General features: G+C 67.0%; 24 protein-coding genes. 15 read left to right on the top strand and 9 right to left on the bottom strand.

Translation table 11 applies throughout. From position 1 onward, the window contains the following. Positions 1-503 precede the first annotated feature (503 nt). A complete protein-coding gene (locus ACFQU3_RS02495) occupies positions 504-1,139 on the bottom strand; it encodes an isochorismatase family protein (protein WP_385905982.1) in 636 nt (211 codons plus the stop codon). 115 nt (positions 1,140-1,254) lie between these two features. Between ACFQU3_RS02495 and ACFQU3_RS02490 the strand changes: the two genes are divergently transcribed. After that, positions 1,255-2,196 carry a GlxA family transcriptional regulator gene (locus ACFQU3_RS02490; RefSeq protein WP_385905979.1) on the top strand — a complete coding sequence of 314 codons (942 nt, stop codon included), beginning with the start codon at positions 1,255-1,257 and terminating at the stop codon, positions 2,194-2,196. Between the two features lie 286 nt (positions 2,197-2,482). Next, a complete protein-coding gene (locus ACFQU3_RS02485) occupies positions 2,483-3,496 on the top strand; it encodes an RNA polymerase subunit sigma-70 (protein ID WP_385905976.1) in 1,014 nt (337 codons plus the stop codon). A gap of 170 nt (positions 3,497-3,666) precedes the next feature. Here the strand turns inward: ACFQU3_RS02485 and ACFQU3_RS02480 are convergent, their stop codons facing one another. Then, positions 3,667-4,707 carry an NAD(P)-dependent alcohol dehydrogenase gene (locus ACFQU3_RS02480; RefSeq protein WP_385905973.1) on the bottom strand — a complete coding sequence of 347 codons (1,041 nt, stop codon included), beginning with the start codon at positions 4,705-4,707 and terminating at the stop codon, positions 3,667-3,669. A 121-nt stretch (positions 4,708-4,828) separates the two neighbouring features. Then, positions 4,829-5,290: a MerR family transcriptional regulator gene (locus tag ACFQU3_RS02475; protein ID WP_385905970.1), complete on the bottom strand. Its 462-nt coding sequence runs from the start codon at positions 5,288-5,290 to the stop codon at positions 4,829-4,831. Positions 5,291-5,546: 256 nt separating this feature from the next. Between ACFQU3_RS02475 and ACFQU3_RS02470 the strand changes: the two genes are divergently transcribed. Then, a complete protein-coding gene (locus ACFQU3_RS02470) occupies positions 5,547-6,425 on the top strand; it encodes an endonuclease/exonuclease/phosphatase family protein (protein WP_385905967.1) in 879 nt (292 codons plus the stop codon). 570 nt (positions 6,426-6,995) lie between these two features. Here the strand turns inward: ACFQU3_RS02470 and ACFQU3_RS02465 are convergent. Next, positions 6,996-7,913: an NADP-dependent oxidoreductase gene (locus tag ACFQU3_RS02465; protein ID WP_385905964.1), complete on the bottom strand. Its 918-nt coding sequence runs from the start codon at positions 7,911-7,913 to the stop codon at positions 6,996-6,998. 140 nt (positions 7,914-8,053) lie between these two features. Here ACFQU3_RS02465 and ACFQU3_RS02460 point away from each other — a divergent pair, with 140 nt between their 5' ends. Together ACFQU3_RS02460 and ACFQU3_RS02455 are read left to right on the top strand one after the other, a co-directional pair. Then, positions 8,054-8,671 carry a TetR/AcrR family transcriptional regulator gene (locus tag ACFQU3_RS02460; protein ID WP_385905962.1) on the top strand — a complete coding sequence of 206 codons (618 nt, stop codon included), beginning with the start codon at positions 8,054-8,056 and terminating at the stop codon, positions 8,669-8,671. Between the two features lie 261 nt (positions 8,672-8,932). Further along, on the top strand, positions 8,933-9,055 hold the full coding sequence (locus ACFQU3_RS02455) for a hypothetical protein (RefSeq protein ID WP_385905959.1): 123 nt from the start codon (positions 8,933-8,935) through the stop codon (positions 9,053-9,055). Between the two features lie 342 nt (positions 9,056-9,397). On the opposite strand, the gene ACFQU3_RS02450 is transcribed toward ACFQU3_RS02455, so the two are convergent. Further along, positions 9,398-10,324: an ABC transporter substrate-binding protein gene (locus ACFQU3_RS02450; RefSeq protein ID WP_385905956.1), complete on the bottom strand. Its 927-nt coding sequence runs from the start codon at positions 10,322-10,324 to the stop codon at positions 9,398-9,400. Positions 10,325-10,885: 561 nt separating this feature from the next. Here ACFQU3_RS02450 and ACFQU3_RS02445 point away from each other — a divergent pair. The 7 genes from ACFQU3_RS02445 (at position 10,886) to ACFQU3_RS02415 (ending at position 19,544) form a co-directional block, all read left to right on the top strand. After that, positions 10,886-11,779 (top strand): LysR family transcriptional regulator, encoded by an 894-nt coding sequence (locus tag ACFQU3_RS02445; RefSeq protein WP_385905953.1) that lies wholly within the window; start codon positions 10,886-10,888, stop codon positions 11,777-11,779. Between the two features lie 161 nt (positions 11,780-11,940). Continuing rightward, positions 11,941-13,098 (top strand): PLP-dependent aminotransferase family protein, encoded by a 1,158-nt coding sequence (locus tag ACFQU3_RS02440; RefSeq protein ID WP_385905950.1) that lies wholly within the window; start codon positions 11,941-11,943, stop codon positions 13,096-13,098. Continuing rightward, positions 13,095-13,835: an SDR family NAD(P)-dependent oxidoreductase gene (locus ACFQU3_RS02435; protein ID WP_385905947.1), complete on the top strand. Its 741-nt coding sequence runs from the start codon at positions 13,095-13,097 to the stop codon at positions 13,833-13,835. The genes ACFQU3_RS02440 and ACFQU3_RS02435 overlap by 4 nt, the downstream gene beginning before the upstream one ends. 35 nt (positions 13,836-13,870) lie before the next feature. Beyond that, a complete protein-coding gene (locus ACFQU3_RS02430) occupies positions 13,871-15,145 on the top strand; it encodes an aspartate aminotransferase family protein (protein ID WP_385905944.1) in 1,275 nt (424 codons plus the stop codon). Continuing rightward, a complete protein-coding gene (locus tag ACFQU3_RS02425) occupies positions 15,142-16,662 on the top strand; it encodes an NAD-dependent succinate-semialdehyde dehydrogenase (protein ID WP_385905941.1) in 1,521 nt (506 codons plus the stop codon). The genes ACFQU3_RS02430 and ACFQU3_RS02425 overlap by 4 nt, the downstream gene beginning before the upstream one ends. A 45-nt stretch (positions 16,663-16,707) precedes the next feature. Next, positions 16,708-17,838 carry an alanine dehydrogenase gene (gene ald / locus ACFQU3_RS02420; protein ID WP_385905939.1) on the top strand — a complete coding sequence of 377 codons (1,131 nt, stop codon included), beginning with the start codon at positions 16,708-16,710 and terminating at the stop codon, positions 17,836-17,838. A gap of 203 nt (positions 17,839-18,041) precedes the next feature. Then, positions 18,042-19,544 carry an amino acid permease gene (locus ACFQU3_RS02415; protein WP_385905936.1) on the top strand — a complete coding sequence of 501 codons (1,503 nt, stop codon included), beginning with the start codon at positions 18,042-18,044 and terminating at the stop codon, positions 19,542-19,544. Between the two features lie 342 nt (positions 19,545-19,886). On the opposite strand, the gene ACFQU3_RS02410 is transcribed toward ACFQU3_RS02415, so the two are convergent. The 4 genes from ACFQU3_RS02410 to ACFQU3_RS02395 form a co-directional block, all read right to left on the bottom strand. Further along, the gene (locus tag ACFQU3_RS02410) at positions 19,887-20,348 is read right to left on the bottom strand and encodes an Lrp/AsnC family transcriptional regulator (protein WP_385905933.1); all 462 of its coding nucleotides are present in this window, start codon (positions 20,346-20,348) and stop codon (positions 19,887-19,889) included. Between the two features lie 33 nt (positions 20,349-20,381). Continuing rightward, positions 20,382-20,576: a hypothetical protein gene (locus tag ACFQU3_RS02405; protein ID WP_385906596.1), complete on the bottom strand. Its 195-nt coding sequence runs from the start codon at positions 20,574-20,576 to the stop codon at positions 20,382-20,384. Then, complete coding sequence (locus ACFQU3_RS02400) at positions 20,576-20,923, bottom strand: HAD hydrolase-like protein (RefSeq protein ID WP_385905930.1); 348 nt, start codon at positions 20,921-20,923, stop codon at positions 20,576-20,578. Before ACFQU3_RS02400 ends, ACFQU3_RS02405 begins: the two co-directional genes overlap by 1 nt. A gap of 361 nt (positions 20,924-21,284) precedes the next feature. Beyond that, positions 21,285-21,782 (bottom strand): Lrp/AsnC family transcriptional regulator, encoded by a 498-nt coding sequence (locus tag ACFQU3_RS02395; protein ID WP_385905927.1) that lies wholly within the window; start codon positions 21,780-21,782, stop codon positions 21,285-21,287. A 358-nt stretch (positions 21,783-22,140) separates the two neighbouring features. Between ACFQU3_RS02395 and ACFQU3_RS02390 the strand changes: the two genes are divergently transcribed. From ACFQU3_RS02390 to ACFQU3_RS02380, 3 genes are all read left to right on the top strand, one after another. Beyond that, the gene (locus tag ACFQU3_RS02390; protein WP_385905924.1) at positions 22,141-23,070 is read left to right on the top strand and encodes an ABC transporter substrate-binding protein; all 930 of its coding nucleotides are present in this window, start codon (positions 22,141-22,143) and stop codon (positions 23,068-23,070) included. A 79-nt stretch (positions 23,071-23,149) separates the two neighbouring features. Next, complete coding sequence (locus tag ACFQU3_RS02385; RefSeq protein ID WP_385905921.1) at positions 23,150-24,067, top strand: amino acid ABC transporter permease; 918 nt, start codon at positions 23,150-23,152, stop codon at positions 24,065-24,067. Continuing rightward, positions 24,064-24,828 carry an amino acid ABC transporter ATP-binding protein gene (locus ACFQU3_RS02380; RefSeq protein ID WP_385905918.1) on the top strand — a complete coding sequence of 255 codons (765 nt, stop codon included), beginning with the start codon at positions 24,064-24,066 and terminating at the stop codon, positions 24,826-24,828. Before ACFQU3_RS02385 ends, ACFQU3_RS02380 begins: the two co-directional genes overlap by 4 nt. Positions 24,829-24,893: the final 65 nt, after the last annotated feature.

Below are 24,893 nucleotides of genomic sequence, written 5' to 3'. Positions count from 1 at the left end.
GAGCCACGACAGCCAGACACCGCGTCGCCGGTCATGAGGATCGGGCGCCAACAGGCAGCTGCCCGCGCCTCTACCCCACAACGGTGACAAGGCCGCAACACCCGCTACCGACAGGGTGATCGCAATTGACCTCGGCCCTTCAATCGGCGTGACGACGCCGTGTCGTCGGTGGCCCCGGTTCCCGCGCGCGTGACCTTGGCAGGCCAGACCGTACTCGAGCAGCTCGACGCGCGCCCCTGCCGCGGAGCGTGCGCTGCCCACTGAATTGTCAGCGAATGCTGAGTCGACGCCGGCCAGTGCGGGCCGGCCTCTCGAGCAGCGGGTCTCAACCCGTCTCGGGGTGTGCGCCAGGCAGGCTCCAGCTGGGACTCCTGGGTGAGGTCGTGCCGATGAGCGACCGGCCTGCTGGACCAGAGTCTCGCGGCGTTGGATGGGCGCGGTGGAGCACGGAAGGATTCCGGGCTGTGTCACCGCATACCCGGGGGATTCCCTCCTCTTCTCGGTCAGCCACCGAAGGCGGCGCGACCCTGCGTGGCTGAGGTGCCGAGATCGCTCTTGGGGAGGGCTTCGCCAGCAGAAACGGCCGCAGTCCAAGCGTCGGTAGTCGCAACGGCGGCGAAGTTGGAGTGCAGCAGAACGAGGAGGATCTCGTGCAGCTGGTCGGCCGAGACCTTGCCCGCTTCGTTGGCGAGGTGGATGGCGCCACTGGCGTCGGAGAGGACCTCGGCGGCGAGGCCGAGCTCCTCGGCACCCACGGCGGTGGCGAGGTCACAGTTGTTGGTCATGTAGCCGACGATCGTGACTGTGTCGACGTTCTGCTCGGCCAGCCACGCGGCGACATCGGTACCAGCGAAGACACTGCTCTTGTCCTTGGTGACGCGCTTCCACGACGGCTCTACCCGCTGCTCGACCTCAGGGTGCAGCGACCAGCTGTCGCTGCCGACGGCGAAGACAGGAGCACCCTCCGGCAACTGGTGCTGCACGACCACGACCGGCAGGTCCTGCTGCCGGGCCACTTCCAGGGTGGCCACGATGTTGGCGAGCGTCCTCTCACGCGACGGGGCCTGGATCTCCAGGACCCCGTTGAAGTACTCCTGCTGGACGTCGACGACGATGAGTGCCCGGCGAGGCGCGGTCATGCTTACTCCCTTGGGTGGATGAACGGTTCGAAACCACCTTTGCCGGAGGATGGCACTATCGTGAGTGGCGCAAACGACGACTTTCGATGAGATCGGGCCAAACGTGCGGATTGCGGTGTACGCCTTCGACGGCATCACGATGTTCCACCTCGCCGCGCCCCTCCTCGTCTTCGGCGAGGTCGGCCGGCTGGGCCTCGCCACCGGCTGGGACCCGATCGTCTGGACCAAGGACGGGTGCGGCATCCGGACTGCCGAAGGTCCACGCGTCGAGGACGTCGCAGGACCCGACGCGGTTGATGACGCTGACCTCCTGATCCTGCCCTCGTGGCCGACCGACCTACCAGCCACGGACGAGGCGCTCGGCAGCAAGATCCGTGCGGCACAAGCCCGCGGGGGCCGGGTCGCCGGTCTGTGCCTGGGCGCTTTCCCGGTGGTGGACAGCGGGCTGCTCGACGGCCGCGACGCCGTCACCCACTGGAGCGTCGTCGACGAACTCGCACGTCGTCGCCCCGCCGTGAAAGTCAACCCCGCCGCCCTCTACCTCGACCACGGCGACATCCTCACCTCAGCCGGCACAGCGTCCGCGATCGACGCCTGCCTGTACATCGTTCGCACGCGGCTAGGCTCAACGGCCGCCGCCGCGGTCGCCCGGCACCTGGTCGTAGCGCCGCACCGTGACGGCAACCAAGCCCAGTACATCGACCGGCCCATGCCCGAGGTCGGCGGGGTGGGGCATCTCGGCCCCACCCTCGACTGGGCCCTGGGAAACGTCGACCAGCTGCTCTCGGTCGACGACCTTGCGGCCCACGCGCGGATGAGCCGACGCAACTTCACCCGCCGATTCGCCGAGGTCACTGGGACCACCCCTGCACGCTGGGTCTTGGCCCGGCGTCTCGACGAAGCGCGTCGTCTCCTCGAGACGACGACCTGGCCCGTGGCCCGCATCGCGGAGGCCTGCGGCTTCAGGAGCGTCGTGACGTTTCGGCAGAACTTCGTCGCCGCGTACTCAACTACTCCGACGTCGTACCGGGAGCGGTTCTCGCCTGCCCAAGCGTGACGCCCACACAATCTGTGACACGACGGCTCGCCCCTCCCACACGGTCTATGGGACCGCGGGGGTGGTCTGCTCGTGGCGCGAGGTGCCACTCGGCGTCGACCGCGTTCTCCCCGCGTGGACCACGCGACCCGGGTCGGGGTTCGTCTCCGCCGCGCGCGGATGGGGGTCGTGCAGTGGCCGGCCCGGGTGGGCCGCATCAGCCATGTCGGCCGAGCCGAGTGATGAGTTGTCATGCCCGCATCCGTCACACCTACGACGGGACACGACGAGACGGAAGGATGACGTGATGAGTGCGGACACGCGACTGGAGGAGCTGGGCGTGAGAGGTCTTGACGAGAGCGCTCTGCGGGAGGTCGACGAGCCGGCGTTCTCTCGGCTGGCGGAGCGGCATCGGCGGGAGCTGCACGTGCACTGCTACCGGATGCTCGGGTCGTTCGAGGACGCCGAGGACACCGTGCAGGAGACGTTCCTGCGTGCTTGGCGGCGACGGGAGACCTTCGAGGGGCGGTCAACGTTCCGGGCCTGGCTGTATCGGATCGCCACCAACGCCTGCCTGGACCTGCTCGCCAGGCGCCGCCCCGAGCCGGCCACTGGCGGCGAGGTGCTCTGGATGCAGCCCTACCCGGACCGGCTGCTCGACGAGCTCCCCGCGGACGACGCGGACGGGCCGGAGACCGTCGCCGTCGCGCGGGAGACGATCGAGCTGGCGTACGTGGTCGCAGTCCAGCACCTCGCGCCGCGCCCGCGGGCCGTGCTGATCCTGCGGGACGTGCTGGGCTGGCCGGCGAAGGACGTTGCGGAGCTTCTCGGGGACTCCGTCAACTCCGTGAACAGCGCGTTGCAGCGGGCCCGCGCAGGGATGCGGGAACACCTGGCCACCGAGCGGCAGGACTGGACCGGCAGGGAGCAGGACGCCGGGACGCGTGAGCTGGTGCGCCGCTATACCGATGCCAGCGTGGCCAAGGACATCGACGGGCTCGCCGCGCTGCTGCGGGACGACGTCCGCTGCTCGATGCCGCCGACGCCGGGTCTCTACGTCGGTCGCGACACGGTGGTGAACGACTGGGTCGAGAGCGGCTTCGAGGACATGGGGCGCCTGCGCGCCGTCCTCACCTCCGTGAACCGCCAGCCCGCCGTCGCCTTCTACCTCTGGCGGAAGCGAGAGGGCGCGTATCTACCCCTGACCATCGACGTCCTGCGCGTCGCCGGCGGGGCGATCACCGAGATCATCACGTTCCACGACGACCAGTTTCCGCGGCTCGGGCTGCCGGAGCGCCTGCCGGCGGACGGCACCGAGTAGTCCCGGTCCTCGACCGATTGACGGTCGTCTGTGCAACCCGTCCCCGAGTCGTGCTTTGCGGCCTTCCCGCCGGGGCGTCAGGGCATACGAAGCAGGTGTGCGCGCGGTCGAACCACACGAGGAAGCGCCCGCCCGGCGGATGCGTCGGACGGGCGCTCCTGACGAGCTGGTCAGGCGAGGGTGCTGGTGTCGATGACGAATCGGTAGCGGACGTCGGAGGCGAGGACGCGCTCGTACGCCTCGTTGACCTGGTCGACCGGGATCACCTCGACCTCGGCCCCGATGTCGTGCTCGGCACAGAACTCGAGCATCTCCTGCGTGAGTCCGATGCCGCCGATCATCGATCCTGCGAAAGAGCGGCGGGCTCCGATGAGGGAGAACACGTTGAGGCTGAGTGGCTCCGCGGGCGCACCGACATTGACGAGCGTGCCGTCGACTGCCAACAGTCCGAGGTAGGCGTCGACGTCGATGCTGGCGCTGACGGTGTTGACGATGAGGTCGAACCGGCCGGTGAGCTGCTCGAACGTGTCAGGGTCGGACGTGGCGTAGTACTCGTCGGCGCCGAGGCGCAGCCCGTCCTCCTGCTTCTTCAGGGACTGGGAAAGCACCGTGACCTCGGCGCCCAGCGCGTGGGCGATCTTGACGGCCATGTGTCCCAGTCCCCCGAGCCCGACGACCGCGACCTTCTTGCCGGGCCCGGCGCCCCAGCGGACCAGCGGTGCATACGTGGTGATGCCCGCGCACAGCAGCGGCGCCGCTGCTGAGGCGTCGAGTCCGGCGGGGACGGAGAGGACGTAGTCGGCATCGACGACGACGTGCGTCGAGTAGCCACCTTGGGTGGTGCTGCCATCACGGTCGGTGCCGGCGTAGGTGGGGACCATGCCGTCGAGGCAGTACTGCTCGTCACCGTTGCGGCAGTTGGTGCACTCGCCGCAGGAGTTGACCATGCACCCGACGCCTACCCGATCGCCGATGTGGTGCTTGGTGACCCCGGAGCCGACCTCGGTGACGACGCCGACGATCTCGTGGCCGGGCACGACCGGGAACGGCTGGGGACCCCAGTCCCCGTTGACGGTGTGGATGTCGGAGTGGCAGATGCCGGCGTACTGGATCTGGATGAGGACGTCGTTGGGTCCGACGTCGCGGCGCTCGATGGTGGTCGGTGCCAGCGGCTGACCCGCGGCGGGGGCGGCGTACGCGTTGACGCGCATGTGGTGTTCCTTCATCTCTGGGTGGTGTGGGCAGGGATGCTCGGGAGAGCGTTTGCGGTGGCGGGGACAAGGCGCCCTGGTCCTGCGGACCAGGGCTGGTCCGCCGTGAGTGTGCAGCCGTCTACTGGGGCGTGGTTCGCTTGAGCCGGTCTGCGAGAGTGCGGGCTTCGTCGGACACGAGCTCGGCGCGTGCGCTGTCGCCCGCCTCGACCGCCTGCCAGTAGTCGATCTTCAGCCGGACGTACCGCTGACGCACGGCGACGTGCTCTGCCTCGACTACCAGCCGCCGCTCCTGCTCGGCGAGAAGCTCGATCTGCTCGCCCGCGGCAGCGGGACCGAGCTGCCCGTTCGCCACGTACTGCCGCATGTCACTGATCGACATGCCGGTCGCGGCGAGGCAGGCGACCCACATGAGCTGGTCGAGGTCGTCCTGGTGGTAAACGCGGTGCTTGCTGCTCGCGCCACGGCTGATCGGCGCGATGACCCCGATGGACTCGTAGTAGCGCAACGTGCTCGCCGGCAGCCCGGTCAGCGCTGCAGCTTCCTTGATCGTGTACGTGTGCTGGGTCGTCGGTGCACTCACGTCATCGACGGTAGGAACTTCAAGTACTTGAAGTCAAAGGTCGCGCGAATCGAAGGGATGAGCACCCCTGCACGATGCGTCTTCGTCGAGCGCGCCTTCGAGATCAAAAGCTTGCGTGCGAGCACACACCTCACCCACCCCCGGAGATGCCACGCGATCAGCTAGAGCGGGGGGCAGTCGCCGCTGGCTGCGCCAGCTACTCACCGCCACGCCGCGTCGATTGCTCACCGCGCGACCGCCGGGTTCGATGGTGGGTATGCGCGTTCAACTCGTCCGCGGCCTGCGGCGGGCTGCCGCCGCAGCATCCTTCCTGGTGATCTGCGTCGGCTGTCTCGGGGGCTGCGCCGCCGATCGCGCGGCGAGCGACCCAACCAACGTGAGCCGGCCAACGATCGGCCCGGACGAGACAACGGTGCGCGTGTTGCAGTTGAACCTCTGCAACAGTGGGCGCGCTGAGTGCTACTCCGGCGGCCGTGCTGTCAGCATGGCGGTGGCACTGGTCCACCAGCACCGGCCGGACATGGTCAGCCTCAACGAGGTTTGCCGCGATGACCTGCGCGTCCTCAAGCAGGCGATGTCGGCGACCTTCCCCAGCGCCGCGGTCGCCTCGGCGTTCACGGCCGCGAAAGACCGCCCCACCCAGGCACCGGTTCGCTGTCAGAACGGCCAGCAGTTCGGCGACGGCACCCTCGTTGTGGTTTCGTCCCCCGCACGTGGCTTCCGCAGCTACAGCGGCGTCTACCCGGTTCAAGATCCCCACGACCCCGAGGACCGCGTCTGGGTGTGCATCCATCTGGCCACACGGTTCTCTGCCTGCACCACGCACACGGCCAGCACCAACACGACTATCGCGCTCAACCAGTGCCGATACCTGCTGAACTCAGTGGTGCCGAGGATCGGCCACCGGGACGGCGGCGACCCGATCATCCTCGGCGCAGATCTCAACCTCGCGCCTCGCGGCTCACCCAGCCCACAGCAATGCCTGCCCACCGGCTACCAGCGCACCGACGACGGCGCTCTTCAGAACGTCGTGGTGAGCCCGGGTACCGAGGTGCGATCGCACTCGGTCATCGACATGCATGGCACCACTGATCACCCCGGCCTGCTGGTCGACGTCGTGCTCTCGGGCCCCTGAAAGCAGCCCAATCCGCGATCCGTCCGGTTCTGCCGCTGGGAGCTGGTCAGTCGCCGACCGACATGAGCTTGTAGTGCAGTCGCACGACCGATGCCGACCAGAGCTTCAGATGCAGAATCCGTGGCGGTGTCGGGATCGGAGTGGGTTCCGTCGACTCCCCGGGCAGAACCCACCCCGGCAACGCCCCCACCCGGTCCCCCGACCGGCTACTGCTCCAACCATCTCCGACGAAGCGGTCGGTCCTTCCCATGACGGTCACCCTGCCGCGCCAACTGCAAGGCGAACAGGCGAGAACCAGCGTATTCGCCGCAAGACTCTGCGCGCCGATGCCCGTAGCTCTGCCCACGGCATGAGGGGCACGAATCCGCTTGTGCCAGTGGGGGTTCGACTCGTGGTCCGGGTCGCCCCCCTGCCGATAGCCGAGCCAGCGCTTCCTGGACGCCGTCAACGTCATCTGATGGTCTGAAACCCTTTGATGTCGTGCGCATGGACGGCCGGAGAGCGCTGCTCATCCGCGACGCGGCTGACACTCATCTCGGGGCCGGAAGAACCGATCGCTGTCGGGAGTCCTTACGGGCGGACGCGGATGATCGTCTTGCCCGTCCGTCGCTCGGTCGGGTTGAGGGCGTCGGCGGCATCGTCGAGGCTCGCGACGGTGCCGATGTTCGTCCGCAGGCGCCCCTCACGGACCCGCCGGACGATCTCACCCAGTTGAGCGCGATCAGACTCGACGACGAAGTCGACTGCCCGGCCGTCGGCGGGCCGCGCGTCTGGCGGACCGACGACGCTCACCAGTGTTCCCCCGGCTCGGATGAGGCCCACGGACCGCTTCGCGATGTCGCCGCCGATGACATCGAAAACGAGATCGACACCACCGACGTCTTCCAGTGCGTCGTGGTCGAGGTCGAGGAACTCCTGCGCGCCGAAGTCGAGCGCCGCCTGTCGGTCCGCGGCACGTCCGGTGCCGATGACGTAGGCACCGGCCTCACGGGCCAGCTGCGCCACCATCGACCCGACAGCACCGGCAGCACCGTGCGCCAGGACGCTCTCCCCCGCCCGGAGACGGCCGTGCTCGAACAGTCCCTGCCACGCGGTGAGCCCCGAGATCGGCAGGCTCGCACCGACCGTGAAGTCGACGTCGCCCGGCAGGGGCGCGAGGTTGCGCGCCTCGACTGCCACCAGCTCCGCCAGGGTGCCGTCGCGATGCCAGTCCGTCAGGCCGAACACCCGCTGCCCCACCGACAGCCCGGTCGTGCCATAGCCCAGAGCAGTGACCACTCCGGCCAGCTCGTGCCCGGGGCTCGAGGGCGCCCGGTCACGGCCACGGCGATCGGTCCAGGTCGAGGGCCACTCCAGCTCGGTCGGCACGAATCCCGACGCATGAACTTCAACGACGACGTCGTTGATCGCTGCCGCTGGCTCGGGCCGCTCCACCAGCGCCATCGCGGCCAATCCCCCAGCCCGGTCCGTCACCACGATCGCCTTCATCTGCACACCTCTGTCTCAGTCCTCGCCTGCACGGCGTCCACGGGTTGCTGCCGCTTGGGGAGCCGCTGGTCCCGCCAACGGCCCGCACCCATTCCTAGCGAAGACAAAATGTAATATCGAGTCCAAAACCAGGAGGATGCGTGACTCAGACCGTTCCGGCCCGCTCGCTGACGGCAAAGGGCGAACGAACCCGGGCCAAGATCGTGGACGCGGCCGCCACCTTGATGCTCGGCGACGGGGTGGCCGGGACCACGATCGAAGGCGTCTGCGCCGCCGCGGGTGTCGGCAGATCGCAGGTGTACCACTACTTCGATGACAAGAACGAGCTGGTTCGGGCGGTGATCGAGCGGCAGGCCGAGCTCATCCTCCACGGGCAAGAACCGCATCTCGCTCACATCGAGGGGTGGCAGAGCTGGGAGGCATGGCGCGACTACGTCGTCGAGATCCAACGAAGCGCCGGCTGCGTCGGCGGGTGCCCGCTCGGTTCGCTTGCCAGTGAGCTGGCGGACGACGACGAGCTGACTCGTCAGGTGCTGCTCAAGAGCTTCCAGCGGTGGGAGCGCGCCTTCCGCGGCGCAGTCCAGCAGATGAAAGACCTCGGGCTGCTGCGTCAGGACGCGGACACGGCCCTGCTGGCGATGACCCTCCTCGGGGCACTCCAAGGCGGTCTGCTGCTGTGCCAGACCTGGAAGGATGTCGCTCCACTGGAAAGCTCCCTCAACGGGGCAATCGGGTACCTGCGGACATTCGCCGTCTAGCGAGGGGCTGCACCGCTGCAGGTCGCGCCTGACCCCCGGACCACGCCCACGCCGCTCTCGTTGGCCTACGCCCGAGCGCCCGTGGCTGACCACGGACATCATCCCGAAGGCGATGACCCGAGCCAGACACCGGTCGCGTAGGTCAGCCGGTCCACCTAGACGGAACCCAGCTGAGGCCTTGAACCAAGCATGTCTCGGGAGTCACCTTGCCTGCGGCCGGTCCTGGGACTCTTGTTCAGCATTCGTCAAACGGACGAAGTGGTGAACTCCGAGAACACGGAGCGGTCCGCGGACCAGGGCCGGAACGACCTCGTCTGGCTCATCGCCTGGGTCCTGCTGGACGTCATCTACCGTCACCGGGCCTTGGAGTCCGAGTCCTGCTAGGCCGTGACAGTAGCGCTCGTGCTCATCGCCATCGGCGTGCTGGGCACCTTCGCCACCTTCTTCCAGCTCCTTGCAGCGGTCGAGTAGCAATACGGCAGACACGACCCCAACCGGTACGCATCTCACGGCGCCGCCACAACAGCCCAGACACAACGACAGTGGCCCTACGTTTCCGTAGGGCCACTGTCGCCGATGTCCTGAGACATCATATGGCGGAGGCGTTGGGATTTGGACCACGGTGGAGTTACCGCCCAGACGCGCTTTCGAGATCTCCTTCCCCGAACCGCTGGACATCGGCGGTCATAAAGCTATCCACCACGCTTTTGTCGCTCCTGGCTGCTTCTATTCCGCGGCCGCGGTTGTCGCCTTGTCGATGCCCTGCGCCTTGATGCCCCATCGGTCAAGCGCCTCTTGGTACTTCGGGCTGTCGATGATCGATTGGATCGCGGCCTGTACCGCCGGCGTGAGTGGTGAGTCCTTGCTAAGTGCGACGGCGTTATCAGCTGTCGTAACTTGGGGGGTGAGAACCTCGAAGGTCTTTGGCTGCTTGGTGTCCGCCCAAACCAAAGACGGCGTGTCGTAGAAGACGCCGTCGATTCGGCCTGAGGCAACCTGGGTGAGCGCATCCTGCACGCTCGGCAGCGAGACAGCCTTGACGGCCGGCTTGCCCTTGGACTCGCAGGACTCCTTGGACAGCTTGGGGAGCCGTTCGATCTCCTGCACCGAGCCGGTCTGGACGGCGATGCTTCTCCCACACAAGGTAGTCGGGGTGAGATGGTCTGGATTGCCATAGGCAACGGCGATCGATGAGCCGTTACTGAAGTAGTCGACCATGTCGACGACCTTCAAGCGATCTGCAGTCGCTGCCATCGCCGACACCGACAGGTCGAAGCGCCCGGCCTGGAGTCCGGGGATGATCGTGGCGAACTTGACGTTCTTGATCTCGGGTTCCAGACCCAGCTTCCGCGCGATCAATCGCGCCATGTCAGGGTCGAAGCCGATCGGCGTCTTGTTGTCGGAAGCCAGGAATTCGGTCGGCGGACTGGTGAGCTCCGTTGCGACCACGAGTTTGCCGGTGTTGCGCACGTTCGCCGGTACCAACTTTGCCGCCGCCGGATCGATTTCGACTCCCTTCGAGATATCGTCGGTATGCTCGCCGGCGACGGCCTCGACCGCGCCCTTGACACCCGATCCCTCACTACACGCCGTGAGCGAGACAGCCGTGGCGACCGCCACTGCGGCGATATTGGTCCGCGAAACCTTTCGCATCTGGAATCTTCTCCTCTGAGTTATGCACGTATCGGACGCGACTGCTGCAACACCGGAGTAACACATAGACGTGGAGCGTCTTTGGTCTTAGGCGGGTGCGCATGCAACTGGTGAGGCCACGAACGATAGGGCGCTGCGTGGTTTAGCAATAGCGACCACTTTTTACGCTTACCAGTAAGCGTGCCTTACATTTCATCAGGCTGATCGGAGCCGGGTATTGACCGCGCTGTCCGTCGCCGACGCGGGGGTCATGCCTCCATGCCTCTGTTCGCCGGGCTGGAAGTAGCTCGCGTAACCGCCGCCGCCAAGGGTCCTCGGTTGCGCGCCCTCCGAGGGACGTTCCCGTGTCGCGGACCTTGGTAGAGGTAGCCGACCGCACACGCCGTCCGTCGCCGCCCAGGTTGCGGATCTGGCGGCGGCCGCGGGCGTGGTTGTGCGAGCGCTCGCACTTCTGGTGGTGGTCGCCCACGCGATCAGGTTGCCTCGGCAGCATGGTGCGCTAACCACCCCGGCGAGCCCCCCATGCTGAACTATGGCCACGGATCGACTTAGGAGAGACTCGTGCTGGATGTACATCGCCTGGTTCTTTTGCGTGAGGTTCAGCTTCGGGGCAGCATCACGGCGGCAGCTCGGTCGTTGTCTTACACGCATTCCGCTGTCTCCCAGCAACTGACTCTGCTGGAGAAGGAGGCCGGGGTGTCGTTGTTGGAGAAGGTCGGGCGGGGTGTGCGCCTCACGCCTGCTGCGGAAGAGCTCGTCCACCACGCCGATGGCATCTTGGCCATTCTCGAGCGTGCGGAAGCCGATCTGGCGGCCAGCGATACTCAGGTTCGAGGCGTGGTGCGACTGGGGGCCTTCAGCACCATCAGCCGGTACGCAGTTCCCGGCGTGATCGGCGCCTTGCAGGCCCAGCACCCAGCGTTGGAGGTTCGATACCGTCAGGTCGAGCCGGAGGAGGGGGTGTTGTTGCTCTCTTCACGTCGCATAGACGTCCTCGTAGCGGACAGCTACCCCGGTACGTCTGAGGGAACACCGGCGGATCTGCACGCGGACCTGCTGATGGACGACCCCGTCCGTGCCTACCTGCCGGTCGGGGCGGATGCCGGGACGTTAGGGGAGCTGCAAAGGCTCAAGTGGGTCCTCGAGCCGAACGGCTCGGAGGCCCACGCTTGGGTTCGCCGCCTGTGCATGCAGCACGGCTTCCAGCCGGCTGCCGTCTATGAATCGGCCGATCTGCTGTTCCACGTGCGGATGGTCGAGGCCGGCTTGGCGGCAGCATTCCTGCCAGATCTCTTGGTGCGTGGCGAGGGGTTGCAGTTGGAGCCCTCGCCGTTGCTAGGCACCCATCAGCGTCGAGAGATCCTGTTGATATGCCGATCCGGAGCCGAACGACGGCCAGCCGTCGCAGCATGCAGAAGGGCATTCGCCACGGCACTCGGCCAGCCCAACGTGTGACCACAGCCAACCTTGGATCTGTAAGAAAAACCGACTTGTCATAGTCAATAACCGTCGCTTTTGTTATCCGTTTCAGATGCCTAGCCTCGTCTCGACGACTCATGGAACGGAGAATCATGCGGGACCACTCGCTCCCCCTGGCCGGCCGAACCAGCGACCTCGTGGGCTCGGTCATCGACTCCTCGACGTCGCTGTTGGCGCGTCACACCCACGACATCGTCCGGTTCGCCATGGGCGCCCCCAGTGATGACTTGATGCCGGTGGAGCTGTTGGACCGGTTCGCGGCGAACCCGGTGCCGGGCAAGTACACCTACGGCTCCACAGAGGGTGAGCCCGACTTCGTCGACCAGATCCTGAAGCTCCAGGCCGAGCACGGCCACGCCAGCGCGCCCGACCGAGTCACGGTCACCACCGGGGGCATGCAGGGTCTGGACCTGGCCTGCAAGCTGTTCGTCGACCCGGGTGATCTGGTGATCGTGGAGGGACCCACATACACCAACGGCAACGCGACTGCGCTCTCCTACGGCGCGCAGCTGTTGGAAGCACCTCTGGACGAGAACGGCCTGGTCGTAGAGGTATTGCCGGAGCTGGTTGCGCGGGGCGGGCGGACACCGAAGGCGATCTACACGATCCCCAACTTTCAGAATCCCTCAGGGGTGACGTTGTCGCTGGCCCGGCGCGAGCAGCTGCTGGAACTGGCCGCGCAGTGGGGCGCGATGATCATCGATGACGATCCGTACGGCCTGTTGCGCTTTGAGAACAGCCCGATCCCGTCACTGAACGAGATCGATCCCGGGAACCCGCGGATCTTCTCCGTGCGCACGTTGTCCAAGATCCTCGCCCCTGGGCTGCGGGTGGGCTGGGTCGATGCCGACCCGAGCCTGCATCCGCTGCTCATCAACGCCAAGCAGGCCATGGACACCTGCACCAGCGTCCCGGCGCAGCGCACGGTCACCGACTTCCTCGCCGGCGGACACCTGCAACCGCACCTGGACCGGGTGCTGAGCCTCTACTGCGAGCGCAAGAACGCAATGCGGGTCGCACTGGACCGACACTTCGGCGATGCGGTCCGCGCGACCGACCCGGACGGCGGGTTCTTCCTCTGGGTCGCTTTCGCGGACGCGCAGGTGGACACCGCGGCGCTGTTCGAGCCCGCGCTGGCCGAGGGCGTCGCCTACATCCCAGGGCCGGCGTTCTCCACCAACGGCAACTTCCACGATGCGCTGCGGCTGTGCTTTGCGACCTCGACGCCGGAGCGCATCGATGAGGGGGTTGCCCGGCTCAAGGCCGCTGTCGACAAGTCCGGAGCGCAGCGGTGAGCCGCCGGACCGCCATCGTGACCGGATCGACCTCGGGGATCGGGCATGAGATCGTCCGCCGCTTGCACGCCGACGGCCTGAACGTGGTGATCACCGGCCGGGACAAGGATCGCGGCGAGCAGGTGCGCGAGGAGTTCGGGCCCCACGCTGCGTTCGTCCCGCTGGACCTGATCTCCACTGGGGCGCCCGCACAGCTCGCCGAGAGGGCGATCGAACTCTTCGGGCGGCTGGACGTGGTGGTGAACAACGCAGCGATGGACCACACCGATGATCTGCTCGAGGCGCCGATCGAGGAGGTGCGGCGCCTGTTCGAGGTCAACACCATCGCCGCGATCGGCGTGATCCAAGAGAGCGCGAAACGCATGGACCACGGTGGCGCGATCATCAACATCACGTCGCGCCTGGCCTCGATCGGCGTGCCCACGATGAGCTTGTACTCCGCCACCAAGGGCGCCATCAAGGCGCTCACCACTGCGGCCGCGGTCGAGCTCGCGCCCCGCAACATCCGGGTCAACGCGGTCGCACCCGGCATGACGCGCACACCCCTCTACGACGCCTGGGTCAAGAAGCAACTCGACCCTGAGCAGACCGAGCGCGACGTGGTCGAGGCCATCCCTCTGGGGCGGTTGGCCAGCCCGGCCGACGTCGCCGCCGCGGTCAGCTTCCTGGCTTCGGAGGACGCCTGCTACATCACCGGAGTCTCCATCGCGATCGACGGCGGTTACACCGCACGCTGACCACCCCTCTACTGGGAAGAAGGGACACACACACCATGTCCGCCACTCGCACCATCCTGGACGGGCCGGCCCTCTGGTCGGCTCAAGCCCACCTGCCGTCGGTCCTAGGACGCCAGCTCGTCATCGACCGGGGCGACGGCTCCTACATCCACACCAGCGACGGCCGGCGCCTGTTCGACGGCACCGCCGGACTGTGGCACGCCAACATCGGCCACTCGCACCCGGCCCTGGCGGAGGCGGCCCACGCCCAGATGCTCAAGCTGGAGACCTACCACATCTTCGCCCGGTTCGTGAACGACCAAGCCCTGCAGCTGGCCGAGCGGCTCGCGGGACTGTCACCGATCGCCGATCCGAAGGTCATCCTCAACTCGGGCGGCTCCGACGCGATCGATGTGGCCTGCAAGCTGGCCCGGCGCCACTGGCAGCGGGAGGGACGGCACTCCAAGACGACCATCCTCAGCCGGGAACACGCGTACCACGGCCTGCACGCGTACGGCACCAGCATCGCTGGCCTCGACTTCAACCGAGAAGGCTATGGCACCGAGTCGCTGGTGCCCGAGACCGCACGAGTCGCGGTCCACGACGTCGACGCGCTTGCCCGCACCATCACGCGGATCGGCGCGAAGAACATTGCCGCGCTGGTGACCGAGCCGATCCAGGGCACCGGCGGAGTCAACCCGCCGGCCCCGGGGTACCTCGAGAAGGTTCAGGCGCTGTGCCGCGAGCACGACATCCTGCTCATCGTCGACGAGGTCATCACCGGGTTCGGACGGACCGGCGCCATGTTCGCCACCGACCGGTTTGGTCTCGACCCGGACCTGATCACCTTCGCCAAGGGCGTCACCTCCGGCTACGCGCCCCTGGGCGGGGTCCTGGTCGCGCCGAGGATCTGGGAACCGTTCTACCTCGACGACCCCGCCACACCGGTGTTCCGCCACGGCGCCACCTACGCCGGTCACGCCACCGCGTGCGCGGTCGCGATGGCCAACCTCGACATCTTGGAACAGGAGCAGCTGCTGCCACGGGTCGTCGAGCTCGAACACCGCCTCGACGGCCTTCTCAAGCAGCTGCTGGCTCGCCGGCCCAGCGTCGTCGACGTGCGGGTCGCGGGGTTCCTCGGCGGGGTGACGCTCCGCGACGACATTCCGGTCGAGCGTGCCGCCGACGCGCTCATCGAGCTGGGCTTCATCTCCCGCCCGCTGCGTGGCAACACCCTGCAGATCAGCCCGCCGTTCATCACCACCGACGACGAGCTCACCGGGTTCGTCGACGCCATCGAAGACGTTCTATTCGCAGAGGAAGCCCGATGACCACAGAACTGAACACCGAGCGCACCACCGGGCCGACGGCGCCGAGCACGCGCCTCGCGGTCGCGGACCCCGCACGCGCGCGCGCCGCCGACATCGTGCTGCAGGGTCTGCGGCTGCCCACCGGTCCGGCCACGTTCGACGTGCACAACCCCGCCACCGGCGCGGTGATCGCCAGCCTGCCCGACACCGGCCCGGGCGAGGCTCTGGACGCCGTGGCCCGTGCCGATCACGCCGGTCGCGAGTGGGCGGCCACCACCCCACGCCATCGCGCGGACGTGCTGCGTCGTTGGTATGACCTGCTCGTCGAGCACGCCGACGCCATCGCGCTCCTCGTGACCCTGGAGATGGGCAAGCCGCTGGCCGAGTCCCGCTCCGAGGTCACCTACGGCAGCGACTTCGTCCGCTGGTACGCCGAAGAGGCGGTGCGTCCGGGCGGCAACGTTCGCGACGTCCCCACAGGCGGTGCCACGCTGCTGACCCGACGCGCCCCGGTCGGGCTGTCGGTGCTCATCACGCCGTGGAACTTCCCGCTGGCGATGGCCACCCGCAAGATCGCGCCAGCCCTGGCCGCGGGCTGCCCGGTGGTCATCAAGCCGGCCGCGCTGACGCCGCTGACCACCTACTACGCCGTCGAGCTCGCGCACCAGGCCGGCGTCCCCGAGGACCTGGTCCAGGTGGTGTGCACCACCAACGCCTCGGGCTTCAGCGACGCCGTGCTTCCCGACGCTCGGGTGCGCAAGGTGTCCTTCACCGGGTCGACGGGGGTCGGCAAGGTGCTGCTGCGCCTGGCCGCCGACAACGTGCTGCGCTCCTCGATGGAGCTGGGCGGCAACGCGCCGCTGATCGTCTTCGACGACGCAGACCTCGAACGGGCCGTCGACGGCGCGTATGCGGCGAAGATGCGCAATGGCGGTCAGTCGTGCATCGCGGCGAACCGGATCTTCGTCCAGGACGGCATCGCCGACGCCTTCGTCGAAGGACTCGCGGAGAAGATGGGCGCCGCGGTAACCGGTGACGGGCTGGCCGACGACGTCGCGCTCGGCCCACTGATCGACGACCGGGCCGTGACGAGCATGCAGCGCCTGGTCGACGATGCGGTCATCCACGGCGCGAGTGTGCGCACCGGCGGAGGGGCCCTCGAGTCGAAGGGCCACTTCTTCCAGGCCACCGTGCTGGATCACGTGCCGGCACGCGCCGAGATCGCCGGCATGGAGATCTTCGGACCGGTCGCGGCCATCCAGCGGTTCACCACCCAGGCGGAGGTCGTGCAGCGGGCCAACGCGACGGAGTTCGGACTGGCGGGCTACGTGTTCACCGAGAGCCTGGACCGGGCGCTCAACGTCGCCGATGCCCTCGAGACCGGCCTGGTCGGCATCAACCAGGGCGTCCCGTCCAACGCCGCCGCGCCGTTCGGAGGAGTGAAGCACTCGGGCCTGGGCCGCGAGGGCAGCGCCGAGGGACTCGAGGAGTACCAGTCCATCCGCTTCTACAACCTCGCCCGCCGTCCCACCGCCTGAGCACACCAATCGCCTTCGGCACTTCATCCAGCGAAAGACATCACCATGCGAATCTCGACCGTCAAGGAAACCAAGACGAAGGAAGCCCGGGTCGGTCTCACCCCGGCCGGTGTCACCGTCCTCGTGGGCGATGGGCACGATGTCTTCGTCGAACGCAATGCCGGTATTGGTGCCGGCTTCTCCAACGAGGACTACGAGCAGGCCGGCGCCAAGCTCGTGGACCAGGCCGAGGCCTGGGCCAACGGCGAACTGCTCGTGAAGGTCAAGGAGCCCATCGCCGCGGAGTACAGCTTCCTCCGCGAGGACCTCACCCTGTTCACGTACCTCCACCTCGCCGCCGACCGTCCGCTCACTCACGCGCTCCTGAACAGCAGGACGCTCGGGATCGCGTACGAGACCGTCCAGGACCACACTGGCCTGCCCCTTCTCACTCCGATGAGTGAGATCGCCGGCCGGCTCGCTGCCCACGCCGCAGCCAGCTACCTGACCGCTCCCGAAGGCGGCCGGGGTCGACTCCTTGGCGGATCCCCCGGGGTGGCCCCGTGCCGCGTCGTGGTCATCGGCGGCGGCGTCGTGGGCACGCAAGCTGCTCTCCTGGCGCTCGGTATGCAGGCCGAGGTCACCGTCCTCGACACCTCCGCGACCCGGGTCCGCCAGCTCGACTTCCTGCTGGACGGCCGCGCCCGCCTCGTCGTGAGCGATCCCGACACTCTCGCCCGTGAGCTCCGCTCGGCGGACGTCGTCATCGGAGCGGTCCTGGTTCCCGGCAAGGCCGCGCCCAAGGTCGTCTCGCACGCCGACCTCGCCCTCCTGCCGAAGGGTGCCCTCGTCATCGACGTCGCCATCGACCAGGGCGGCGCCTTCGAGACATCGCGTGCCACGACGTACGCCGACCCCATCTACGAGGTTGACGGCATCCGCCACTACTGCGTCGCAAACATGCCCGGCGGAGTCCCCCAGACCTCCACCCGCGCCCTGACCAACGCGACGTTCCCCTACCTGCGGCGGCTCGCCAACCTCGGACCCGAGCAGGCCACCGCCCAGGACCCGGCCCTGGCGCTCGGGGTCAACACCAGAGGTGGGCTCATCACGCACGCGGGGGTTGCAGAGGCTTTCCCCGACCTGCCGCAGACCAGGGCATACCCTCCAGCGCCGCCGTCCCCTTGGGCGGCGTGAAGCAGTCCGGTCTCAGGCGCAACGGCAGCGCGGAAGGGATCGACACAAACCAGAACATCCGCCTCTACAACGTCGCACGACGCGCCACGCACTGAACCCGCAGCAAGCCCAGTTATCCGCCACCCCTAACGCGGCGCGAGCCGGCAGGGTTCCTCCAGCCGGCCTCCGACCGCTAGACCAGCAGCACCGAAGGAGCGTTCACCTTGGCACCCGACCCCATCACGCGACCGGCCCAACGATCCGGCCACGACCACCCGCCCTCGCCGCACACATCCGCAGACGCGGTCGGAGGAGACACTGAACCGGCCAAGAGGCTCCGCTCGCGCCACGTCACGATGATCACGCTGGGCGGGATCATCGGCGCCAGCCTCTTCGTCGGATCGGCCAACATCATCCGCACCACCGGACCGGCGGCCACGCTCTCGTACCTCGCCGGCGGACTGCTCGTGTTCCTCGCCATGCGCATGCTCGGCGAGATGGCGGCCACGCGGCCGGCAGTCGGGTCGTTCATGGAGTACGCCCGCCTCGGCCTGGGCAGCTGGGCGGCCTACCTCGTCGGCTGGCTGTACTGGTACTTCTGGGTGGGCGTCATCGCCTACGAGGCGGTCGTGGGCGGCGGGATGATCAACACCTGGTTCCCAGCGATCCCAGCGTGGGCCGGGTCCCTGGCTCTCCTGGCGATCTTCGTCACGACCAACCTCATCTCCCTCCGGTCGTTCGGCGAGACGGAGTTCTGGCTCGCGAGCATCAAGGTCGTCGCGATCGTCGTGTTCCTCGGCGCCGGCGTCCTCTTCGCCCTCGGACTCTGGCCGTCCAGCACCATGTCGATCGCGAACCTGTGGGCGCACGGCGGCTTCATGCCCAACGGGTTCGGCGTCGTACTCTCCAGCATCGCCCTGGTGCTCTTCTCCTACTTCGGCACGGAGATCGCAGTGATGGCCGCAGCCGAGTCCGAGAACCCGGCGAAGGGCGTCCGGCAGGCTGCGCATACGGTGATCTGGCGCGTCATGCTCTTCTACGTGGGCGCCGTGTTCGTCATCGTGACGATCGTCCCGTGGGACAAGGTCCCGTCACCCGACGTCATCGCGCCGTTCAGCTATGTCTTCAAGCTCTTCGGCGTCCCCGGCGCCGAGACGATCATGAGCCTGGTGATCTTCACCGCTGTGACCTCCGTGCTGAACTCCGGCACCTACTCGGCGTCGCGTATGTTCGCGGCGCTGGCGGAGCAGCGGCTGGCACCGGCTGTCGTCGCGAAGCGGACCAAGCGCGGCGTGCCAACACTTGCGGTGATCGCGTCGACGGTCGGCGGCCTCATCGCCACCGTCGTGAACTTCGTGGCACCAAGCACCGGCATCTACGACTTCATCATGAACTCGACCGGCCTCGTCGCCCTGATCGTGTACGTGTTCATCGCCGTCACCCAGTGGCGCACCCGAGCGGCGATGACCGCGGAGGAGCGGGCGAACCTGCAACTGAGGGTCTGGCTCTTTCCGTGGCCGAACATCGTCCTCATCCTTGGTGCGATCGGCATCGTCGTGATCATGCTGACGTCGGAGACGGGACGCACCCAGGTCTTCACGAGCTTCATCGCAGTAGGCGCCCTGGTGCTCTTCTGGCCGCTCGTACGCCGAGGCCTGCGACGCGAGGGGCCCCTGAGGACGACCGCAACGCCGATGTCGATGTCGACGGCTAGCGCACCCGAGTGACCTGACCGGAGACGGCGAGTCGCGTCGCGATCGCGATCGCGATCGCGACGCGACTCAACCGTGTCGTCGACATCGAGGAGAGGCATGGGCACGCGTTCGTGACTCGGCTCTCGTGAGGTCAGGTCGGCTGCTCGGCCCGGTCGTCCGAGTCGGATTTTCCCCATCACTGGCAAGGGAGGTCGCTCGAGCCTCGATCGGATCAAGAAGCCGAGTTCATCTCGCTGCTCATCTTGCCGTCTCGCAGAGCAAGCGCGTGCGGCCCTGACAACGTCTCTCGGCACGGCACTATCGTTGGCAGACGCCAACAACGCGGGAAGCAGGTCCGGCGTTTCACTACCCTCCTCAGTCTTCTACCGCCGAGCTTCGCCGTCCTCGCTGGCGATTGACCACGCTGGACAGGGTGAGCGCCGTGACCGTGTCTAGGACGCCGGGCATCTTTGCGATGTCCTCCCAGATCCCACGGACGCGTTCGAGCGAGGGCGCCTCCAGACGCACCATGATGTCGAAGTCTCCGCTGAGAATCTCGCAGATGACGACCTCAGGGATGCGTTTGAGCGCAGCTAGGACGTCCCCACCTCGCAGGCGGTCCTGGCGGTAGACGAATACGAGCGCCGAGACGACATCGCCAGTGTCGTCGCCGGCACGGACGATGGTGTAGCCCGCGATGTGTCCCTGCCGCTCCAGCCGTTCGATCCGCTGGCGCACGGCATTGCGCGACAACAAGACCCGGCCGGCCAGCTCCGCGTAGGAGACACGGGCGTTACGGGTCAGGTCGGCAACGATCTGCTCGTCAATAGCGTCCACAGCGGACAGTTCCTTCGTGGTTTAGGCCTCCAGTCAGGAGGAGCGCGCGACGGCGGATACTGACGATTCGCCCCGGTGCAGAAGCAGGCCTGCCAGCGCCTGAGGTGAGTGAGCGGTCGCGAGAGCTTCCGCCGACTCCTCCGGCGTCCCGTATCCCCACAGCACGTGGATTGTCGGAACGTCTTCCGCGGCGGCGCTCAGTACGTCGTAGCCACGGTCCCCCACCATCAGCGGGCGAGAGACGTCGACTCCGCGCTCGCGCATGCGAGATCCTCGACCTTCGAAGAGGCCACCGCCATCGACCAACCGGCAGTCGACAGTCCTTCCAGCAGGGCAGCAACTCCGTCGTACAGGCTGCAGTCCAGGGCGCCGGTCTCGGCGTAATGACGCCGGTACAACCAGACGGCCCTCTCGGCCGTCGCCTCGTCGAGGCCGAGGAACTCACGAAACGTCTGGCGCATGGGCGGCCCGACGAAACTTCGCAGAGGATCGGCAGCGGGCACCGGGACGCCCAGCTCGGAGAGTGCGGCGGTAATCGAGTCGGCATCGACGCCGTGGCGGTAGAGAGTGCTCATCGAGGGCTCCTCATCAATGGCGAGCAACATGCCGATCACGGCCGCGATGGCGACGTCGTGTGCCTGCGGCAATCCGTTGTGCGTTGCACGCGCAGGTCCAGAGTCGCCGCCTGCTGCATAGTCCGGCAGGGTTCCCGAAGGCTAGGCGGCGGCGAGGTACGCCGTCCAGACAGTCAGGCGCGCACGAGACGAATGGCTGCTGGTCGACCGTCGAGCCATACGATGAAGCCAACGGAAGGCGCCTGGAAGGCCATACGGTCTGCGTACGCCGCCGCCCCCGCGGCCCGGCTCAGCGACGAACGCGACGAACCACTTCTAGGGTGACGTCGATGTGCAGGCTTTGGCGATTCGCCGGCCGGTGTCACTTCGGAGGCAGCACGAGCGAGCGCTCGGGAACCTGGTTGAGTACCAAGAGGGTACGCGTGCCCGCGATGCCGGGGATGCGCGGCCGCAGCTCCTCGGTGATGAAGCGTTGCAGGTGTTCGGCGTCGCGAAGCCGCACGAGAAGCAGGATGTCGAACTCCCCGGCGATGTCTGCTGCGAACTCGACCTCGGGCATCTCCTCGAGCAACGGGGCCAGGTCCGACCACGGCTTCCAGACGTCCGTGGTGGACCGGAGAAGGACGACCGCCGTCACCGCGAGTCCGACGCGCTTCGGGTCAACGGTGACTGTCAGGGAGTTGATGACGCCCTCCTCCCGCAGCCGGGCCAAGCGTGCATACGCGGTGGCCCGGGAGACGCCGGCGGCATCGCTCAACGTACCGATGGGCGCCCGCGCGTCCTCTTTGAGCGCATATAGCAGGGCCAGGTCGATGTCGTCGATGGGATTCGCCGATTCGCTGGTCTGTCGCCGAACCATGGTCCACCTCACACTGATTGGTGAGCTGCTGTGTCGGAGCCGACCGCCGCCCTGACGACAGGCTACCCGGGCTGGACAAAAGAAGGGGTTCGGACCGACTTCATCGTGTGAAGAGATGGCCAAACGGCTTTTGCCAGCACGTATGCCTGGATCTTCCACGCAGATCTGGACACGGTTTCGGCAGCGGTCCTAGCGTCGTGGGATCAGACATCTGAGCGGGCTTGCCGGTGAGCACCCGCGAGTTCTGAAAGAAGAACACGTTCCACTTCGCCCCCCGCCCGAGCGGTGGGCTCCCAGCTCGAGTTGCACGGGTCCCCGTTGCCTCCGCTGCCACACACCCCTGAGTAGGAGATCACTGATGCGAACCCGTTTCCGAACCGGCATTGCTTTGGCTGCCATCGCCACAACCTTGTCCCTCACCGCCTGCGGCGGCGACGCGGATGTCACCAAGCCGGCCCCAGCCGATGCACGCGAACACACCGACGACATCTCGAACGGTGTCGCGGTCGACCGCGCTGCCGCAGACCTCGTCCCGCCGGACGTCCGCAAGTCGGGCAAGCTGGTCGTCGCCATGGATCTGTCGAGTCCCCCCACGACATTCATGGCCAGTGACAACACGACGCCGATCGGCTTCAACCCGGACATCGCCCGGCTCATCGCGAAGAAGCTGGGTCTGCAGCTCGATATCAAGAACGTCAAGTTCGACACGATCATCCCCGGCCTCGACGGGGGACGGTACAACCTCACGGTGTCGGGGATGTCGGCCAACGAGGACCGTCTGAAGGTCCTCGACATGGTCTTCTACTTCAAGAACGGTTCTTCGATCGCTGTTGCCCATGGCAATCCCAAGAACCTCACGAACGAGACCCTCTGTGGCATGAGCATCGCCGTGCAGTCGGGCTCGGTACAGGAGCTGAAGCGGCTCCCGACCCTCTCCGAGAAGACCTGCGAGTCCAAGGGCAAGCCTGCCATCAAGCCCGTCTCGCTGCCGAGCGTGCAGGACGCACTGACCCAGGTCGCCTCACGCCGGGTCGACGGTGTCTTCTACGACACGACATCGCTGAACTGGGCCGACGCGCAGCAGCCGAACACCTTCCAGGTGCTCAAGCCCCAGGTCGCCACAGCGGACAACGCCGTCGCCCTCGGCAAGGGCTCCGCCCTGACGCCGGCCGTCCAGGCGGCGATCCAGTCGATCATGGACAGCCCCAAGTACACAGAGGCGCTCCACCGTTGGGGATTCGACTCCCTCGGCATCGACAAGGCGTCCATCGCGACCCCACAGGGCTGACGCCGTTCGGGGCAACGGACCTGCTGGGCGGTGACTACCTCCGTCGTCACCGCCCAGCAACCCGGAAAGGAACTGAACCATGCCGGAAATTCTTCCTGAGGACAAACCTCGCATTCGGCTCAGGCGCCCAGTCGACTACCTCGCCTGGGCACTCGCAGCCGGAATCATCGCGGCGCTGGCCTACACCCTCGTCACGAACGAGAACTACCGCTGGCCGGTGGTACTGAAGTACTTCACCGCCCAGTCCATCATCCACGGCATCTGGATCACGTTGCTGTTGACCATGATCAGCATGGTCCTGGGAATCCTCCTGGGACTGGTCCTCGCCGTCATGCGCGCGTCTTCCCAGCTGCCGGTCTCGGGTCTGGCGCGGCTCTACATCACGTTCTTCCGTGGGACGCCGGTGCTCGTCCAGCTGGTCTTCTGGTTCAACATCGCCGCCCTCTATCCCCGCCTCTCCATCGGTGTGCCCTTCACGGACATCTCGATGCCCGTCGACGTCAACGAGCTGCTCAGCCCGCTGACGGCAGCCCTCATCGGACTGACCTTGAACCAGGCCGCCTACATGGCGGAAATCATCCGGGGCGGCTTCGCGGCGGTGGGACGCGGACAACTCGAGGCGGCCGAGTCTCTCGGCATGCACGGGTTCGACAAGCTCAGGACGGTGATCCTCCCGCAGACGCTGCCCTCGATCATTCCTCCCACCGGCAACCAGTTCATCGGAATGCTCAAGGAAACGTCACTGGTGAGCGTCCTCGGGGTGGCGGACCTGCTGCAGAGCGCCCAGGCGATCTACGCCCGGACGTACGAGACGGTCCCGCTGCTCATCGTCGCCAGTCTCTGGTACCTGATCATGACGCTGGCCCTGAGCGTGCCGCAGTCCATGATCGAGCGGCGCTTCTCCCGATCCTCTCGTTCGGTCAAGTCGAGTCGCACCATCAGCGGTGGCGAGCGCCCGCGCACGGTCGAGATCGCCCCGAAGGAGTCGTTGCTATGAGTGAAGGAACCATTCTTGCCCGGAAGCTGTGCAAGAGCTTCGGCGACAATCCCGTCCTACGCAACATCGATTTCGAGGTCGCATCGGGTGAGATCTCATGCATCATCGGACCCAGTGGTTCGGGCAAATCGACCCTGCTGCGCTGCCTCAACGGCCTGGAGACCGTTGACCGGGGCATCCTGAAGGTGAACGGCGAGGACTTTGGCTACGTCGAGCACGCCCATGCCTTCCACGCCGTGGCGCCGCGCCGACTGGCAAAGCAACGAACCGGGATCGGCATGGTCTTCCAGCAGTTCAACCTGTTCCCCAACATGACTGCGCTTGACAACGTCATGGCTGGGCCGGTGGTGGTCAAGAAGGTCTCACGTGAGGTAGCGCGAGAACAGGCCCGCACCTTGCTGGCAAAGGTCGGTCTCAGCCAGTGCGAGAAGCAGTACCCCGCACAGCTCTCGGGTGGACAGCAGCAGCGCGTTGCGATCGCCCGGGCACTCGCCATGCAACCCAGCATCCTGCTCTTCGACGAGCCGACAAGCGCCTTGGACCCGGAGAAGGTCGGCGAGGTCCTCGATGTCATGAGGGACCTTGCCGGCGCGGGAATGACCATGGTGGTGGTCACCCACGAGATGGGCTTCGCCCGGGAGGTGGCCAAGAGCCTCGTCTTCATGGATGGCGGTGTCATCGTCGAGCGGGGTGACGCCAGGGCGGTTCTCACCAATCCCCAGGAACGGCGGACGCAGGAGTTTCTCGAGTGTGTCATCTGACCTCGGAGCGGGGCGCTGGGCCAATCGCATCCCGCAGTAGTGGTGGCCGGGCAGACCACCTTGCA

Origin of the sequence: Terrabacter sp. GCM10028922, from assembly GCF_042666095.1 — a bacterium.
Taxonomy (GTDB): domain Bacteria; phylum Actinomycetota; class Actinomycetes; order Actinomycetales; family Dermatophilaceae; genus Terrabacter.
This window is presented reverse-complemented; position numbering and strand designations above follow the sequence as displayed.

Excerpts from the sequence above, each read along its gene's own strand:
- ACFQU3_RS02465 (WP_385905964.1), bottom strand. The coding sequence starts at position 7,913 with ATGAAGGCGATCGTGGTGACGGACCGGGCTGGGGGATTGGCCGCGATG.
- ACFQU3_RS02385 (WP_385905921.1), top strand. The coding sequence starts at position 23,150 with ATGCCGGAAATTCTTCCTGAGGACAAACCTCGCATTCGGCTCAGGCGC.
- ACFQU3_RS02390 (WP_385905924.1), top strand. The coding sequence starts at position 22,141 with ATGCGAACCCGTTTCCGAACCGGCATTGCTTTGGCTGCCATCGCCACA.
- ACFQU3_RS02470 (WP_385905967.1), top strand. The coding sequence starts at position 5,547 with ATGCGCGTTCAACTCGTCCGCGGCCTGCGGCGGGCTGCCGCCGCAGCA.
- ACFQU3_RS02430 (WP_385905944.1), top strand. The coding sequence starts at position 13,871 with ATGTCCGCCACTCGCACCATCCTGGACGGGCCGGCCCTCTGGTCGGCT.
- ACFQU3_RS02400 (WP_385905930.1), bottom strand. The coding sequence starts at position 20,923 with ATGAGCACTCTCTACCGCCACGGCGTCGATGCCGACTCGATTACCGCC.
- ACFQU3_RS02495 (WP_385905982.1), bottom strand. The coding sequence starts at position 1,139 with ATGACCGCGCCTCGCCGGGCACTCATCGTCGTCGACGTCCAGCAGGAG.
- ACFQU3_RS02450 (WP_385905956.1), bottom strand. The coding sequence starts at position 10,324 with ATGCGAAAGGTTTCGCGGACCAATATCGCCGCAGTGGCGGTCGCCACG.
- ACFQU3_RS02485 (WP_385905976.1), top strand. The coding sequence starts at position 2,483 with ATGAGTGCGGACACGCGACTGGAGGAGCTGGGCGTGAGAGGTCTTGAC.
- ACFQU3_RS02480 (WP_385905973.1), bottom strand. The coding sequence starts at position 4,707 with ATGCGCGTCAACGCGTACGCCGCCCCCGCCGCGGGTCAGCCGCTGGCA.
- ACFQU3_RS02395 (WP_385905927.1), bottom strand. The coding sequence starts at position 21,782 with ATGGTTCGGCGACAGACCAGCGAATCGGCGAATCCCATCGACGACATC.
- ACFQU3_RS02405 (WP_385906596.1), bottom strand. The coding sequence starts at position 20,576 with ATGGTGGGGGACCGTGGCTACGACGTACTGAGCGCCGCCGCGGAAGAC.
- ald (WP_385905939.1), top strand. The coding sequence starts at position 16,708 with ATGCGAATCTCGACCGTCAAGGAAACCAAGACGAAGGAAGCCCGGGTC.
- ACFQU3_RS02425 (WP_385905941.1), top strand. The coding sequence starts at position 15,142 with ATGACCACAGAACTGAACACCGAGCGCACCACCGGGCCGACGGCGCCG.
- ACFQU3_RS02380 (WP_385905918.1), top strand. The coding sequence starts at position 24,064 with ATGAGTGAAGGAACCATTCTTGCCCGGAAGCTGTGCAAGAGCTTCGGC.